The sequence below is a fragment of the Luteibacter anthropi genome, from assembly GCF_023699965.1.
Lineage (GTDB): Bacteria > Pseudomonadota > Gammaproteobacteria > Xanthomonadales > Rhodanobacteraceae > Luteibacter > Luteibacter anthropi.
On sequence record NZ_CP077072.1, the window covers coordinates 755,722 to 770,252 of the forward strand.

The following is a 14,531-nucleotide window of genomic DNA, read 5'->3' on the forward strand; positions in this document are numbered from 1 at the left end:
ATCGGAGCAACCGAACATGTCCGCACAGCCCTCCTCCCCCTCCCTGCCGCGCGTCAGCCATTTCGTGGCCGGCAAGCCCTTCGCCGGCTCGCCCATCGGCACCTCTCCCGTCTACAACCCGGCCCATGGTCATGTGGCTGCCGAAGTGGATCTTGCCTCGGTCGCGGATATCGATGCGGCCGTACGCGCCGCGCACGCGGCTTTCCCTGCCTGGTCGCAGACCCCGGCGCTTCGCCGTGCCCGCGTCATGTTCCGCTTCAAGGAACTGATCGAACGCGACATGGATCGCCTGGCCCGGATCATCGTCGCCGAGCACGGCAAGGTGCTTTCCGATGCCAAGGGCGAACTGGTGCGCGGCCTGGAAGTGGTCGAGTACGCCTGCGGCATCCCCGAACTGCTCAAGGGCGAATACACCGAGCAGATCTCCAACGGCATCGACGCCTGGACGATGCGCCAGGCGCTTGGCGTGTGCGCCGGCATCACCCCGTTCAACTTCCCCGCCATGGTGCCCATGTGGATGTTCCCCATGGCCATCGCCTGCGGCAACAGCTTCGTGCTGAAGCCATCCGAGCGCGATCCCTCGCTGGCCATCGAGCTGGCCCTGCTGCTCAAGGAAGCCGGCCTGCCCGATGGCGTGTTCAACGTGGTCAACGGCGACAAGACGGCCGTGGATGCGCTGCTCGACCATGAGCTGGTGCGCGCCGTGAGCTTCGTGGGCTCCACGCCCATCGCCGAGTACATCTATGCGCGCGGCACCGCGAAGGGCAAGCGCGTGCAGGCACTGGGCGGCGCCAAGAACCACATGGTGATCATGCCGGACGCCGACCTCGACAAGGTGGCCGACGCGCTGATGGGCGCCGGCTACGGCGCGGCCGGTGAACGCTGCATGGCGATCTCGGTGGCGGTGGCGGTAGGCCAGGCCACCGCCGACGCCCTCGTGGCGAAGCTGAAACCCCGCGTCGAAGCCCTGCGCATCGGCCAGGGCCTGGACGAAAGCATCGAGATGGGCCCGGTCGTCACCGGCGTGCATCGCGACCGCATCACCGGCTACATCGACGATGGCGTGGCCTCGGGCGCCGAACTGGTGGTGGATGGCCGCGGCTACCAGGTGGCGGGCTGCGAGCAGGGCTTCTTCGTGGGCGGCACCCTGTTCGACCGGGTGACACCGGAAATGCGCATATACAAAGAGGAGATATTTGGCCCTGTATTGTGCGTAGTCCGCGTGCCGGATTTCGCCGCCGCGCTAGCTCTGGTCAATGAACATGAATATGGTAATGGCACTGCGATCTTCACGCGCGATGGACAAATCGCACGCGAATTCGGACATCGTGTCCAGGTGGGCATGATCGGCATCAATGTGCCCATTCCCGTGCCGATGGCATTTCACAGTTTCGGTGGATGGAAAAAGAGCCTCATGGGCGATCATCACGCCCATGGCCCTGAATCTGTGCGCTTTTACACAAAACAGAAAGCCATTACACAGCGTTGGCTGAACCACGATGAAAGCGCTGGCGCTGAATTCGCGATGCCCACACATTAGTACGACAAAACCCTTAGAATGCGCCGGTTGAACGCACGGGGAGCATTGTGCGTTGCAACTTAAATAATCAAAACCCAATCACGAAAAAGCGTAATTTTTCATTTCAGGGAGAAGGGTACATGCGCATTAATCTCAAAATACGGCCACTTGCCGGAATCGTGGTCGCCTGCCTGGGGTTCGCCGCAACTGCGGCCCATGCAGACGACCTTGCCAACAGCAAGTACCTGTTCGGCGACTGGGGTGGCGAGCGCACCCGGCTCGCCGAGAAGGGCATCACCTTCGACTTTGGCTACGGCTTCGAGGCGGCGCATAACTTCTCCGGTGGCGACAAGCACATCACCCGCTACACCGACCAGTGGAAGTTCGGCGGCACCTTCGACCTCGACAAGCTCTGGGGCTGGCGGGGCGGCACCTTCAAGCTGATCATCACCGACCGTAACGGCCGCAACATCGGCGCGGACGCCAACATCGGCAACAACCAGCTCATCCAGGAAGTCTATGGCCGCGGCCAGACCTGGCACCTGACGATGTTCTCGCTGGAACAGAAGTTCTTCAACGACCGCCTGACCTGGACCTTCGGCCGCCTGCCGGTCGGCGAGAACATCGGCTCGTTCTCGTGCGACTTCCAGAACCTGACCTTCTGCGGCGCCCAGCCCGGCAACATCGTGGGCGACTACTGGGTCAACTGGCCCACCAGCCAGTGGGCCACCATCCTGAAGCTGGATACCACGAAGGAAACCTGGGTGCAGATCGCCGCCTACCAGGTCAATCCGAACTACGTGAACGACCAGTGGGCCCGCCGCAACGGCTGGAAGCTCAACAACCCCGGTGGCACCACCGGCGCGCTGATCCCGCTGGAGTTCGGCTGGAAGCCCATGGTCAACGGCCTGCCGGGTTCCTACCGCGTCGGCGTCTGGTACAACACGTCCAAGGGCAACGACCTGTTCTACGACGTGAACCACCAGCCCATCGCCCTCACCGATGGCAAGCCGCTGCAGCATGACTCGCGCCAGGGCGCGTGGATCACCTTCCAGCAGCAGGTCACGGGCGAAGCCGGCGGCAAGGGCGCCACGGTGTTCCTGAACATCACCTCGGCCGACCACGCGACCTCGCAGACCAACAACCAGATCGCGCTGGGCATGGAGTACAAGGGCATCTTCGATCGCCCGAACGACTTCGTGGGCGTGGCCTTCGGCGGATCGCACGCCAACGGCGAATACGCCAAGCGCCAGCGCCTGTTCAACGCCGCCAACCCCGGCCAGGCGCAGATCGTGCAGAGCGGCTACGAGAAGGTCACGGAAGTCTTCTACAGCTGGTCGCCGATCCCGTCGATCGCGCTGCGCCCCAACCTGCAGTACATCCAGGACCCGGGCGGCAGCAACAAGCGCGACAACGCGTTCGTGCTGGGCCTGAAGACCAGCGTAGCGTTCTGACCCAAAGGCCCGGGAAACCCCCGGGCCTTCTTTTGTAGGAGCGCGCCTCGCGCGCGACCGGTGAAACCGATCCACTCAATCCACACCGGCACCCGGCAAACCGCCGCTCCGACCCGCCGCAAGGCGTCCCCGTTCCACACCCGAACCGGGGCTTGTCGCGCGCGAGGCGCGCTCCTACACGTCGTTTTCAGCCGAGGCGGAGAGGTCGAAGCTTTCGTCCCCTTCATCGACCACCAGCCGCATCACGATGGGGCGGCAGCACACCTGGCAGTCCTCGATATAGGTCTGGCTGCCGGCCGAGGTGTCCACGGCCACCTCGATGGTCTCGCCACAGTAGGGGCAGGCAATATCAGTGAATTCGTACATGGCGCTATGCTACGCCGTTGCGGCAACACGGATACCTACCCATGATCGAACTCATCGGCTTCGACGGCGACGATACCCTCTGGCACAGTCAGGAATACTACGACCGTGCCCAGGACGAGTTCGAAGCGATCCTCGGCAAGTACATCGATCTGGGCAGCCACGGCCTGCACGACAGCCTGCTGGCCACGGAGCGCCGCAACATCGCCCTGTTCGGTTACGGCGCCAAGGGCATGACGCTGTCGATGATCGAATCGGCCATCGAACTCACCGATGGCCGCATCGAGGCCCGCGACATCCATCGCATCGTGCGCCTGGGCAAGGACGTGCTGGCCCACCCCGTCGAACTGCTGCCGGGCATCCGCGCGGCGGTGGAAGCCGTGGCCGCCACCCACCGCGTGGTGCTGATCACCAAGGGCGACCTCTTCCACCAGGAAAACAAGGTCGCCCGCTGCGGCCTCGCTGACGTGTTCCATCGCATCGAGATCGTCTCGGAAAAGGACCCGGCCGCTTATGCGCGCCTGTTCCGCGAATTCGACGTACCGGCCGAACGCTTCGCCATGGTGGGCAATTCGCTCAAGTCCGACATCGCGCCCGTGGTGGAGCTGGGCGGTTGGGGCGTCTACATGCCCTACCACAGCACCTGGGCCCACGAAGTGGTCACCGGCTTCACCATGACCGAGCGCGTGGTCGAAGTCCGCGGCGCCGACGGCATCCCCGCCGCCATCCAAAGCATGCAAACCCTGTAGGAGCGCGCCTCGCGCGCGACCGTTAAAACCGAAACGCAGGGGCCCTCAGAACCGCGCCCAACCGCCGCTCCGCCTCATTTCATGGCATCCCCGTTTCACAGCACGTCCTGAGGCTGTCGCGCGCGAGGCGCGCTCCTGCACACACATTTCTTTCGCACCCTTGCCACCACCCTGTCCCCGTACCAACGGAGGACACGCGTGGATCGAAGGATCAAACTTGGCCTGCAGGTGGTCCGGACCACCGCGAAGGGCTTCAGCGACGACGAACTGATGACCCGCGCGGCCGCGCTGGCCTTCTACTCGGCCCTCTCCTTCGCGCCGCTGCTGGTGCTCCTGCTCTGGGTGGTGGCCTCGCTGCGCCCCGAATGGCAGGCCCAGCTCATCGACAGCCTCAACGGCCTCGTCGGCCCCCGCGCCTCGGACGCGGTACGCCTGGTGATCGCCAACGCGAAAGAAAAACCCAGCGTCGGCAGCATGGCCGGCCTGATCGGCCTGGGCGTGACCCTGGTCGGCGCGTCCGCCGTGTTCGCGCAGCTCCAGGGCGCCCTCAACCGCGTCTGGAACCTCCAGCCCCGGCCCGGCAACACCAGCCGCGCCATCCTCGGCTGGCTGCGCGCCCGCCTGCACGCGCTGGGCCTGCTGCTCTCCCTCGCCTTCCTGCTGGTGATCTCCTTCTCTGCCAGCACCCTTATCGCCGTCTTCGTGCGCGGCGGCACCACCGGCTGGCACCTGCTGGAAATGGTGGTCTCGCTGGCCGTGTTCATCGTGATCTTCGGCGCGATCTACAAGGTGCTGCCCGATGCCATCATCGAATGGCGCGACGCCATCATCGGCGCCAGCCTCACCGCCCTGCTCTTCGTCATCGGCAAGTTCGCCATCGGCATCTACCTGGAGCGCAGCAACGTCGGCGGCCCTTACGGCCCGGCCGGCGGCGTGGTGGTGCTGCTGGTCTGGGTCTACTACTCCGCGCTCATCCTGCTGCTGGGCGCGGAGCTGACCGAAGCCGTCGCCGAGGCCCGTGGCACGCCCATACGGCCCCGTCCCTACGCCATGTCCACGAGGACACCACCCGCTACTCACGAAGCTGCGGGTATCTATGACAGTCACAGAAAGGAGGACTCGCCATGAAGACGCATCTCATCGCAGCCGCCGTGCTCACGCTTGCCGCCGGAACCATCGCCTCGGCACCCGTCGAAGCGCAGGCGCGGCGCAGCCAGCACCAGGTGTGCCGGAACGTGCAGGTCAAGCAGATCAACTCCAAGGACGACAACCGCCTGATCGGTACAGGTGTCGGCGCCGTGGCGGGCGGCCTGCTCGGCAATCAGGTCGGCGGCGGCAAGGGCAAGACCCTGGCCACCGTGGCCGGCGCCGTAGGCGGCGGTTACGCCGGTAACCAGATCCAGAAGAACCACCAGGACAAGAACGCCACCTACACGACCAAGCGCGAATGCCATTGGGTCGACGACTGATGTAAGGCGCCGGCGGGAACCCCGGTCTCTCATGGGGAGGGCGCAAAGGCGCCCCCCTGCTCCCCCGGAGGCTGTATGAGCACCGATCCCGAACGCCGGCGATTCCTCGGCGTACTGGCCGCCACCGCGGCCTTTTCCGCGTCCCTGCCGTTCATCGTGCGCGGCACCCGCCCCGCCGTGGCCGCGGAAGCCCCGCCACTGGCCACGGGCGATGTGACATTGGATTGTTTCGCACCCGACAAGAAGCCCCTGGGCCCATGCACCGAGCCCCGCGTGGTGATGACCGACGACCAGTGGCGCGCGAAGCTCGACAAGCGCTCCTACTACGTCACCCGCCACGAAGGCACCGAGCCGCCGTACTCCGGCCCCGGCTGGAACCGCCACGACAACGGCATCTACCGCTGCATCGGCTGCGATACGGCGCTATTCGACTCGGCAACGAAATTCGACTCGGGCACCGGCTGGCCCAGCTTCTGGCAGCCCATATCCAAGCGCAACGTCGTGCAGACCGACGACCGCAGCCTCGCCATCGAAGACCGCACGGCCGTGAGCTGCGCCCGCTGCGGCTCACACCTGGGCCACGTATTCGACGACGGCCCCGATCCAACGGGGTTGCGCTATTGCATGAACGCGGTAGCAATGCACTTCGTACCCGTCCCGGGCGTACACATCACGCTGTCCTGAAACACCCCACCCCCACTGTAGGAGCGCGCCTTGCGCGCGACCGGTTGAAACGATACCGCTTCGTAGTAAAGCAGTCCGTGTGGTGTTTCGCTCCGTAGGGTGGGCTCGCCTGTCGCCCTCGCATCGGCGCTCGTACGTGGCGTTGCAGAGGCGACGAGGGCGGCCCTTGGCGCTCCGGCCTGCGGTGTCCCTCGGGAACGGAGGAGCCGCTGCGCGGCTCAGTGTCTTATGGCTTGCGCCCCTTCGGGCCCGGGGAGCGGGCGGGGTTTTTCGACTCGGCCTCCGTGCCTCGGCGAGAAAGACGGGTCATCCTGACCCGTCCCCTTCGGGCCTTTTCCGCCCGCTCCCCTCACCTCCATCAAGTCGCGCCAAGGGCCGCCCCCGCCGCCTCTGTCGAACGTGATCGCAGGCTGTTGTAGGAGCGCGCCTGCGCGCGACCGGTTGCCGCGAAAACCATCATCGTTCCGATTCCACCGGTCGCGCGCAAGCACGCTCCTACAGGGATGCGGTGTCGCACGATGGATCGCCGATGCGACCTGCGCCAGCTCACAACTAAGCTGACGTAGCTACTGCCATGTAGGAACGCACCTCGCGCGCGACAGCATCCTCGCGAAAGCGCTGCCGCCAACGGAGTCGGAGCCGATCGCATTGGCGATGGCGGTGTAACGGGTTTGCGCGAATACGCTGCTCACACAAAAGCCGATGCAACGTCATCGTGTTTGCTGGCGAACCGAGGCGCTGGGTTCCTGCGTGCGCAGGAACGACGTGTATCGAATGGGCCAGCAATTCATCAAGTAGGCGACCGTGCGGCGCGTGTGGGACGAGGTGCGTGCGCTGGGAGGGGCGAAATGATCGTGGGGCTGTGGGAAGTGGGTGTCGCGCTGGTGTTGCTGGTGGTGAACCTGCTTGTCTACATGAGCAGCTATGGCCGGAGGTGTTCGCTGGCGACGGGGGCGCGGATGTTTTCGGTGTTGGCGTTTGTGGCGTTTAGTGCAGGGTCGTTCGCAGTAGGCCATATGGCGACGCACGGATGTTTGCTGCCGCGGGAGGTATGGCCGGGGATGGTGTTTGATGTGGCGAGTGCGGGGTTAGTGGGCGCGTCGCTGGGGGCGGTCTGGCTTTGGGGGTGTTGCGGTAGCGATGCGCCTGACGACACCGTATCCCTGTAGGAGCGCGCCTTGCGCGCGACCGGTGATATCGAAACGATGAAAATGTTTCGCGACAACCGGTCGCGCGCAGGCGCGCTCCTACAAGATCACCGTGAGATCGGTGGAGGCGGCGGGGGCGGCCCTTGGCGCGACTTGATGGAGGTGAGGGGAGCGGGCGGAAAAGGCCGCGTAGCGGGGCCGGCCAGGAAGGCCGGCCTTTTTCGCCGAGGCAGGAGCCGAGTCGAAAAACCCCGCCCGCTCACCGTGCCCGAAGGGGCGCAAGCCATAAGACACTGAGCCGCGCAGCGGCTCCTCCTTTCCCGAGGGACACCGCAGGCCGGAGCGACAAGGGCCGCCCCCGTCGCCTCGCTCGCCGCCACGCTCACGCGCCGAGTGCGAGGCCGATAGGCGAGCCCTTCCTACGGAGCGACGCACCACACGGCCTGCTTTACTACGGAGCGACACCGTTCCCACCGGTCGCGCGCAAGGCGCGCTCCTACATGGGGGTGAGTTTGAATTCCTTGGGCGGGGTTTCGCCTTTGAGGTAGCGTACGAAGTAGTCCCAGCGGCGGCGTGTCATGTATTGCGTGGCGGCGCCGTAGCCGTGGTGCGCGTTCGGGATCATCACCAGATCGAAGTCCTTGTTGGCCTTGATCAGTGCATCCACCACCAGCAGGCTTTCATACGGCGGCACGTTGTCGTCCGACGTACCGTGAGCCAGCATGAGGTGACCCTTCAGGCCGTCCACCCACTTCTGGTTTGCCTGGTCGTCGTAGTTCGACTTGCCATCCTTGTCGGTGACCAGCAGGCCCTGCCACTTCTCGGCCCAGTCGTCCTCGTAGTTGCGGTTGTCGTGGTTGCCCGACTCCGAGATGCCCACCTTGAACACGTCGGCGTAGCGGAACATCGCCGTAGCCGTGGCATTGCCGCCGCCGGAATGACCCCAGATACCCACGCGATCGCCATCGATCCACGCATTCTTCTGCACCAGCTGCTTCACCGCCGCCACCTGGTCGGGCAGCGTGTTGTCGCCGATGTTCTTGAAGTACGCATCGTGGAACGCCTTCGAACGCCACGGCGTACCCATGCCATCCACGGCCACCACAACAAAGCCCAGTTCGGCCAGCGCCTGGTTATCACCGTGCGACGGGGCAAAGCTGCGCGTGCGCACCGAACCGACCTGCGGGCCCGGATAGATGTAGACCACCAGCGGATATTTCTTCGATGCATCGAAATGCGACGGCTTGAACATCTGGCCGTAGAGATCCGTCTTGCCGTCGCGCGCCTTCACCGTGAACGCAGTCGGCGGCACCCAGCCCGCAGCCTTCAGGCGCGAGATATCGGCCTTGGCCACCTCCTTCACCGTGGCACCTGTGTCGCTGCGACGGACGAGCGCAACCGGCGGTGTATCGATGGTGGAATACGAGTCGAAGAAATACGTGCCGTCCGTGGACAGCGACACCGTGTGGTCTGCGTTCTCCGGTGTGAGCAGGGTCAGACCCTTGCCATCGAAGCCCACCTTGTAGAACTGCTGGTAATACGGATCGACACCCTTCTCACGGCCCACGCCGCGGAACCAGATTGTTTTCGTCTTCGCATCGATGCGCAGCACCTGGGTGACGTTCCAGTCGCCACTGGTGATCTGGTGCTCCAGCTTGCCGGTCTTCAGGCTGTACATGTACAGATGACCCCAGTTGCTCCGCTCGGAGAACCAGATCACCTGGTCGGTCTCGGGTACGTACTGCCAGTTGGCCGTGCCGTTGCCGCTTTCGAAATAGGTTTTGGCCTTTTCGTCGAACACCGTGCGCACGTCACCCGTTTCCGGGTTGGCGATGCGGAACCATTCCTGCGTGTGGTCACGCGAGGTGGAAACGAAGGCGATGCTCTTGCCATCGCTGGCCCAGCGCACGTCGTCCCACACGCCAGGGCTGCACGAAACGTCGTCGCACAGCGTCGAGCGATGCTGGTCGGCCGGCATCTTGAAACGCACCAGCTTCTTCGTCGGCACGTCGATCACGACGCGCTCGATCATGGTCACGTCCTTGTCGCCCGGCAGTGGATACTTCCACGTATCGACCTTCGGATGACCCACGTTCACGCTCACCAGCGTCATCTCGCCGGTCTTGCGCTGATCCTGCTGGAAGGTCGCGATTTTCTTCGAATCCGGCGACCACACGAGGATCGCCTCGTCGGTGTGCTTCCAGCCGGCGTTGTCGGTGGCGTAGCCGTAATCCTTGATGCCGTCGGTGGTCAGCTGTGTTTCCGCGCCGGTGGCGATATCGCGCACCCACAGGTTCCAGTTGCGGATGAATGCCTCGGACTTGCCGTCCGGCGACTTCAGGCCCGGCTCGTCGCCATAGGGCTTGCCGTTCGCATCCTTCTTCACCGCCGCAAGCTCGCACTTGTCGAAGAGCTTGTCGCAGACGTACTGCTTGCCACCCGAGGTGACGTCGAGGCCATCATCCGGACGCACTACGAAATCGCTCACCGGCAGCTTGGCGACGTCGACCTTCTTGCCCGTCGCGGTGGAAAGCGCAGCGGCAAGCTTGTCGCGGTCGAATGCACGGGTGGCCTGCCCTGTGGCGAGGTCCAGGCGCAGGAACTGGTCGCCGTCCTTGTCGTGATCGCGATACCACAGGTGGCCGTCGTCGATCCACTTCACGCGCTGGACCGAGTGATCGACCAGCGGCATCGTGTTGTTGGCGAGCATGGCGTCGGCGCGACGGTAGTCCTCGACGCTCACCGTCTGGGCAGATGCCGCCCCGATCAGGCCGAAAAGAACGACGCCAGACAGCGCCGGGTGAAGTTTGTGCATAGGATTCCCCGTGGAGGCACGGCAGCAGGAACAGCCACTAAATGGGCGAGGCTATCCCCCGGGGCGCAGGCCGGCGTATGCCATTGGTCATGGATGGCCGCCATCCCTGCCCACGCGGAAGCGATGGGACTGCCGCTCGACCATCTTCAGGGCCAGGGCATCGGGAAGCAGCTTGAACAGGATCTTGATCGCCGTATTCACCTTTCCGTTGACGTAAATGGCCTTTCCAGCCTCTACGGCATCCATGCCCTGCTTCGCCACCGTCACGGCGTCCATCCACAGATGGCTGGGCATCTTCGAGACCATGGCCCGCGAGCCGGTGACGTCGTGGAATTCGGAATAGGTGAAGCCCGGGCACAATCCCGTGACGTGAACGCCGGTGCCCCGGGTTTCCAGTGCCAGCGACTGCGAGAATTTCACCAGATAGGCCTTGGACGCGCCGTACAGCGTATGCCCTGCCGAGCCGGGGATATGCGCTGCCAGCGAGGCCACGTTGACGATGCGGCCGTAACCGCGGGCTTTCATGCCCGGCAGCAGGCGATAGGCCAGTTCGGTGGGTGCCGTCATCAGCACCTGGATAAAGGCCGCCTGCGCTTCCCAGGAGGCTTCGTCGAAGAAACCGGGCACCGCGTAGCCGGCATTGTTGATCAGTACGTCGATGTGCAGGTGTTGCGCATCGAGCGCAGCGACCAGTGCTTCGGGTCCGTCCACGCGGGACAGGTCCAGTGGCGCCACGATGGCGTCCACCCCGTGACGGTCGCGCAACTCGGCGGCCAGGGTTTCAAGGCGGTCGGCACGACGCGCCGTGAGCACGAGATCGTGGCCACGACGGGCCAGCTCGCGGGCGAAGGCCTCGCCGATGCCCGAGGAAGCGCCGGTGACCAGTGCGCGTCGATTGGATGCCATGGAATGCTTCTGCCTGCAATGGTGTCGATCGCAAGTATGCACCGCGCCAGCATGAACGAATGCACGTCCGTGGTGGTGGTGGCGACGGCGATTTCACGGCCCCGTGCCGGTTCCGGCAGCGATGCTGGACCTTCCTTACACCCCACACGGAGATACGCCATGTCCAGTACCGACCACGACATCAAGGTCCTCAACAATCTCATCGAGACCACGATCGACAGCGCCGAGGGCTATGGTGAAGCGGCCAAGGACGCGCACAACACGCGTTACGCCGCCTCCTTCCAGCAGCGCGCCGCCGAGCGTCGCCAGGTGGCTACGCGCCTTCAGCAGCAGGTGAGCTCGCTGGGCGGCAAGCCGGAAGATGACGGCACCGTGCTTGCGAAGGCTCATCGCATGTTCGTGGAGCTTCGCGCGAAGATCGGATCGAAGGACGACGTGGCCATCGTCGATGAAGTCGAGCGTGGCGAGGATCACATCAAGGCGAAGTATGAGGATGCCTTGAAGGATAACGATGTCACCGCGGGTACGCGTTCGTTGATCAACGAAGCGTATGTGTCGGTGAAGAGCGGGCATGACCAGATGCGTGACCTGAAGCATGCGTTGCATGGCGCCAAGTAAGCATCTGGCGAAATGCAGAGGGGCCCTTTGAGGGCCCCTTTTTTTGCTTCGTAGGTTGGTGTCGCGCGCGAGGCGCGCTCCTACAGCGGCTCGCAGCCTTGTAGGAGCGCGCCTCGCGCGCGACCGCTCTGTTACTTGCCCTGGCCCTGATCCTCGGCCATCAGCGCGTTGATCTTGTCCTTGTGCGACTCATAGAAGGCCACGTTCTTCTGGTTCACCTTCGACTGGTCGACATAACCGGCCAGCTGCGGATTGCTCTTGGCCTCCGAGGCGATAGCCGCATTGGTGACGGCCAGGTTGGCCAGCAGGAATTCACGCGGGGTGAAGCCGTTGGCCTTGATCAGCGGACCGATACGCGGATCGGAATCGGTGATCTGCTTGGCCAGGTCGTCGAGTGAGTGGATCTTGCTGAAATCGGTCTGTGCGTTCTTCGGCTGGATGCCCTGCTTCTTGGCCTCCTGCGACACCTTCACGATACGGTTGAACACGTCGTCGTTGAGGTTGTAATCCTGGATGGCCTGCTTGTCGGAGGCCGGGATCTGCGCGGCCGGGTTCGGAGCGGCATTGCCCTGGGCCTGCGGAGCCGGGGCGGCCTGCTGCGCGAAAGCGGCAGGTGCGAGAGAGGCGGTGGCCAGCAGCGCGGCGAGAATATAGCGATGTTTCACGGGCGTCTCCTTGAAATCGGTCGTGGCTGGACGATGGGCCAGCATAAAAGGCCGAATGTTACGTATGTGTGGGTGCGGTCAGATTTTCTTCAGGAATCTTCGGCACATTCCAACCCATGGCGTTATAGAGGTGATAACGGATGATCCCGGTGTACTCATGGATCGCGAAGTCCGCGTAGAAGATGTTCTCCGACGAGGGCAGCCAGTCATATCGCGCGTTGACGTAATCGCCCCTGACCGGCTCGGCACGAATGCCGAAATGCGCGAAGTACAGCACGGAACGCTTCAGGTGAACGCCCGAGGACACCAGCACCACCTTGTCGGCCCCGAAGGTCTTCAGTAGCGGCTGGGTGAACTGCGCGTTCTGGAAGGTGTTCATGCTGTTGCCTTCGAGCACCAGGTCAGCACGCGGCACGCCCAGTCGGTCGAGCGTGATGGCGTAGGTCTCGGCTTCCGAACGGCCGAGCTTCATGGCATCGCCGCCGCTCACTTCCAGCTTGCATTCGGCCCCGGTGGCCTTGCACGAGCGATACAGTTCGGTGGCCCGGAGAATGCGACCGTTGGCATAGAAACTGGGCTCCACCACGCCTGCGCCACTGCGTACCGTGCCGGCCCCCAGCAGGATGATGTAGTTGCGCTGCCCCCAACTCGTCACGTCCGGCGGAAAACCCGATTGCAGGTTGCCCAGCAGCGTGCCGGTAAGCGGCCCGCAACCGGCATAGAACAACCAGGCCAGGGCCAGCACGATAAAGACCGGACCCGAGCGACGGCGACGACGCCACAGCAGAAGGAGTCCGATGACGAGAAGCAGCAGGAAGAAGGGTACGATCATGGGGGCGGAGCGTAGCAAACCCCGACGTCATCCGTGCAACCGTCGACGGTGTACATTGCAGGCACCATCAGGGATGCAGGGATACACGTGGCGATCGACGAGGCGATCAACCCCGGACGCGACGAACGGCTCACGGCCGAACGTGCCTACGAGCTGTACTGGGCCGACCTGCTGGGTGCCGATGCCACCTTCCTGTGCATCGGCGAAGGCTGCCAGGCACACCTGATCTGCGCCTGTCTGGAGAAGCCCGAACAGAACCTGCGCATCCGCCCTTACTTTCGCTCGCGGCGCCTGGAAGACCACGCCGACACCTGCGAGGTCGTGCGCGGCAAGGACGGCGACCGCAAGGAGAAACTGCCCGACGTGTTCGAGGCCCAGCGGCCGCTCGATCACTTCCGTGCGGTGCCGCCCGTCACGGCGCCGGCCACCGCTACGACCACCCCGCCACCGCCCCGGCGCACCGCCAGCGGCGGAGGCAACCTACCCCGGGCCAGCCACTACTACCGGCTCTCGTCGCTGGTGCAGAAGTTCCTGGAACACCGTCGCGACAACGACCTCGACAAGGCCAGCGTGGAGATCGGTGGCGAGAGCACCACCTATGCCGAGCTGTTCCGCAACGTCTACCGGCAGAAGGTCGCCGATCTCACCGCCACGCGTGCCGTGTGGTGGGGCAAGGCCACCCTGCGCGCGACGAAGGAGGGCGGCTATTTCCTCACGTTTACCCGGCCCTTCCGGCACGACGACAGCGAGCTGCGGCCCACCATCACCCTGACGGCCAGGGACATCGACGCCTATGCCGTCCGCCGGCTCCTGCGCGCGCGGCTGGACAAGCTGATCGACGAAGGCGGTCGTTGCGTGGTCTTCGTATGGGCAAAGCCCTGGATGCCGAAAAACACCGAAGAGCCCTTCGTGCGTTTCTACGTCAACAACCTCGACCACATCGACGTGCGCGGCACCGATATCCTCGAAGAGCTGAAAAACACCTCGCGCATCGCCCGCTGAGCGACGGTCCCTTGACGTGCGACGGTGGAACATCACCCCATGACACGCCGCAAACGCCTGCGCCTGCCCTTCGTGCGACATCCCCGGGATGCCTCGCAGGAATTCGACGATGCGAGCTATGACGGCGGTATTTCCGGGGGTTCCTACCTCCGGCACGTGGTGCTCGCGGTGGTGATCCTGACCATCCTGGCGGGTGTCGTGCGCTGCGTCACATAACCATTTCCGGCCGTCCCCCATTCGGGGGTAGGGCTCAACCTTTGCGTGCGCAATGCTTTGATCCTCCCCCCGAGCGCCGAGAGGATCGGCA

At 64.3% G+C, this 14,531-nt stretch carries 15 protein-coding genes; 10 read left to right on the forward strand and 5 right to left on the reverse strand.

The genetic code is table 11. The features are described 5' to 3' along the window. Positions 1-16: 16 nt before the first annotated feature. Positions 17-1,540 carry a CoA-acylating methylmalonate-semialdehyde dehydrogenase gene (locus KR767_RS03455; RefSeq protein ID WP_250878109.1) on the forward strand — a complete coding sequence of 508 codons (1,524 nt, stop codon included), beginning with the start codon at positions 17-19 and terminating at the stop codon, positions 1,538-1,540. Positions 1,541-1,659: 119 nt separating this feature from the next. Then, complete coding sequence (locus KR767_RS03460) at positions 1,660-2,973, forward strand: carbohydrate porin (RefSeq protein WP_166952408.1); 1,314 nt, start codon at positions 1,660-1,662, stop codon at positions 2,971-2,973. Between the two features lie 174 nt (positions 2,974-3,147). Here KR767_RS03460 and KR767_RS03465 read toward each other — a convergent pair whose 3' ends face one another. After that, positions 3,148-3,339, reverse strand: coding sequence for a CPXCG motif-containing cysteine-rich protein (locus KR767_RS03465; protein WP_250878110.1), 192 nt, complete (start codon positions 3,337-3,339; stop codon positions 3,148-3,150). A gap of 41 nt (positions 3,340-3,380) precedes the next feature. On the opposite strand from KR767_RS03465, the gene KR767_RS03470 reads away from it, so the two are divergent. The 5 genes from KR767_RS03470 (at position 3,381) to KR767_RS03490 (ending at position 7,407) form a co-directional block, all read left to right on the forward strand. Continuing rightward, positions 3,381-4,085, forward strand: coding sequence for an HAD family hydrolase (locus tag KR767_RS03470; RefSeq protein WP_250878111.1), 705 nt, complete (start codon positions 3,381-3,383; stop codon positions 4,083-4,085). 198 nt (positions 4,086-4,283) lie between these two features. Continuing rightward, entirely contained in the window at positions 4,284-5,213 is a 930-nt protein-coding gene (locus KR767_RS03475) for a YihY/virulence factor BrkB family protein (RefSeq protein ID WP_250878112.1), read from the forward strand. Next, positions 5,210-5,554, forward strand: coding sequence for a glycine zipper 2TM domain-containing protein (locus KR767_RS03480; RefSeq protein WP_166952399.1), 345 nt, complete (start codon positions 5,210-5,212; stop codon positions 5,552-5,554). The genes KR767_RS03475 and KR767_RS03480 overlap by 4 nt, the downstream gene beginning before the upstream one ends. A 75-nt stretch (positions 5,555-5,629) precedes the next feature. Beyond that, positions 5,630-6,238, forward strand: coding sequence for a peptide-methionine (R)-S-oxide reductase MsrB (gene msrB / locus KR767_RS03485; protein WP_250878113.1), 609 nt, complete (start codon positions 5,630-5,632; stop codon positions 6,236-6,238). A gap of 848 nt (positions 6,239-7,086) precedes the next feature. Next, the gene (locus KR767_RS03490; protein WP_250878114.1) at positions 7,087-7,407 is read left to right on the forward strand and encodes a hypothetical protein; all 321 of its coding nucleotides are present in this window, start codon (positions 7,087-7,089) and stop codon (positions 7,405-7,407) included. Between the two features lie 475 nt (positions 7,408-7,882). Here KR767_RS03490 and KR767_RS03495 read toward each other — a convergent pair whose 3' ends face one another. Both KR767_RS03495 and KR767_RS03500 read right to left on the reverse strand, forming a co-directional pair. Further along, positions 7,883-10,201 carry a S9 family peptidase gene (locus tag KR767_RS03495; protein ID WP_250878115.1) on the reverse strand — a complete coding sequence of 773 codons (2,319 nt, stop codon included), beginning with the start codon at positions 10,199-10,201 and terminating at the stop codon, positions 7,883-7,885. 87 nt (positions 10,202-10,288) lie between these two features. Then, on the reverse strand, positions 10,289-11,107 hold the full coding sequence (locus KR767_RS03500) for an SDR family NAD(P)-dependent oxidoreductase (protein WP_250878116.1): 819 nt from the start codon (positions 11,105-11,107) through the stop codon (positions 10,289-10,291). Positions 11,108-11,266: 159 nt separating this feature from the next. Between KR767_RS03500 and KR767_RS03505 the strand changes: the two genes are divergently transcribed. Beyond that, positions 11,267-11,725, forward strand: coding sequence for a PA2169 family four-helix-bundle protein (locus KR767_RS03505; protein ID WP_166952388.1), 459 nt, complete (start codon positions 11,267-11,269; stop codon positions 11,723-11,725). 131 nt (positions 11,726-11,856) lie between these two features. Here KR767_RS03505 and KR767_RS03510 read toward each other — a convergent pair whose 3' ends face one another. After that, complete coding sequence (locus KR767_RS03510; RefSeq protein WP_250878117.1) at positions 11,857-12,390, reverse strand: hypothetical protein; 534 nt, start codon at positions 12,388-12,390, stop codon at positions 11,857-11,859. A 58-nt stretch (positions 12,391-12,448) separates the two neighbouring features. Then, entirely contained in the window at positions 12,449-13,222 is a 774-nt protein-coding gene (locus KR767_RS03515) for a YdcF family protein (protein WP_250878118.1), read from the reverse strand. Between the two features lie 87 nt (positions 13,223-13,309). Here KR767_RS03515 and KR767_RS03520 point away from each other — a divergent pair, with 87 nt between their 5' ends. After that, positions 13,310-14,224 carry a hypothetical protein gene (locus tag KR767_RS03520; RefSeq protein WP_250878119.1) on the forward strand — a complete coding sequence of 305 codons (915 nt, stop codon included), beginning with the start codon at positions 13,310-13,312 and terminating at the stop codon, positions 14,222-14,224. Positions 14,225-14,263: 39 nt separating this feature from the next. Then, positions 14,264-14,440: a hypothetical protein gene (locus KR767_RS03525; RefSeq protein ID WP_166952376.1), complete on the forward strand. Its 177-nt coding sequence runs from the start codon at positions 14,264-14,266 to the stop codon at positions 14,438-14,440. The last annotated feature ends 91 nt before the right edge of the window (positions 14,441-14,531 follow it).

Bases quoted from the DNA above. Each gene is read 5' to 3' on its own strand.
- KR767_RS03455 (WP_250878109.1), top strand. From the start codon at position 17: ATGTCCGCACAGCCCTCCTCCCCCTCCCTGCCGCGCGTCAGCCATTTC.
- KR767_RS03460 (WP_166952408.1), top strand. From the start codon at position 1,660: ATGCGCATTAATCTCAAAATACGGCCACTTGCCGGAATCGTGGTCGCC.
- KR767_RS03465 (WP_250878110.1), bottom strand. From the start codon at position 3,339: ATGTACGAATTCACTGATATTGCCTGCCCCTACTGTGGCGAGACCATC.
- KR767_RS03470 (WP_250878111.1), top strand. From the start codon at position 3,381: ATGATCGAACTCATCGGCTTCGACGGCGACGATACCCTCTGGCACAGT.
- KR767_RS03480 (WP_166952399.1), top strand. From the start codon at position 5,210: ATGAAGACGCATCTCATCGCAGCCGCCGTGCTCACGCTTGCCGCCGGA.
- msrB (WP_250878113.1), top strand. From the start codon at position 5,630: ATGAGCACCGATCCCGAACGCCGGCGATTCCTCGGCGTACTGGCCGCC.
- KR767_RS03490 (WP_250878114.1), top strand. From the start codon at position 7,087: ATGATCGTGGGGCTGTGGGAAGTGGGTGTCGCGCTGGTGTTGCTGGTG.
- KR767_RS03495 (WP_250878115.1), bottom strand. From the start codon at position 10,201: ATGCACAAACTTCACCCGGCGCTGTCTGGCGTCGTTCTTTTCGGCCTG.
- KR767_RS03500 (WP_250878116.1), bottom strand. From the start codon at position 11,107: ATGGCATCCAATCGACGCGCACTGGTCACCGGCGCTTCCTCGGGCATC.
- KR767_RS03505 (WP_166952388.1), top strand. From the start codon at position 11,267: ATGTCCAGTACCGACCACGACATCAAGGTCCTCAACAATCTCATCGAG.
- KR767_RS03515 (WP_250878118.1), bottom strand. From the start codon at position 13,222: ATGATCGTACCCTTCTTCCTGCTGCTTCTCGTCATCGGACTCCTTCTG.
- KR767_RS03525 (WP_166952376.1), top strand. From the start codon at position 14,264: ATGACACGCCGCAAACGCCTGCGCCTGCCCTTCGTGCGACATCCCCGG.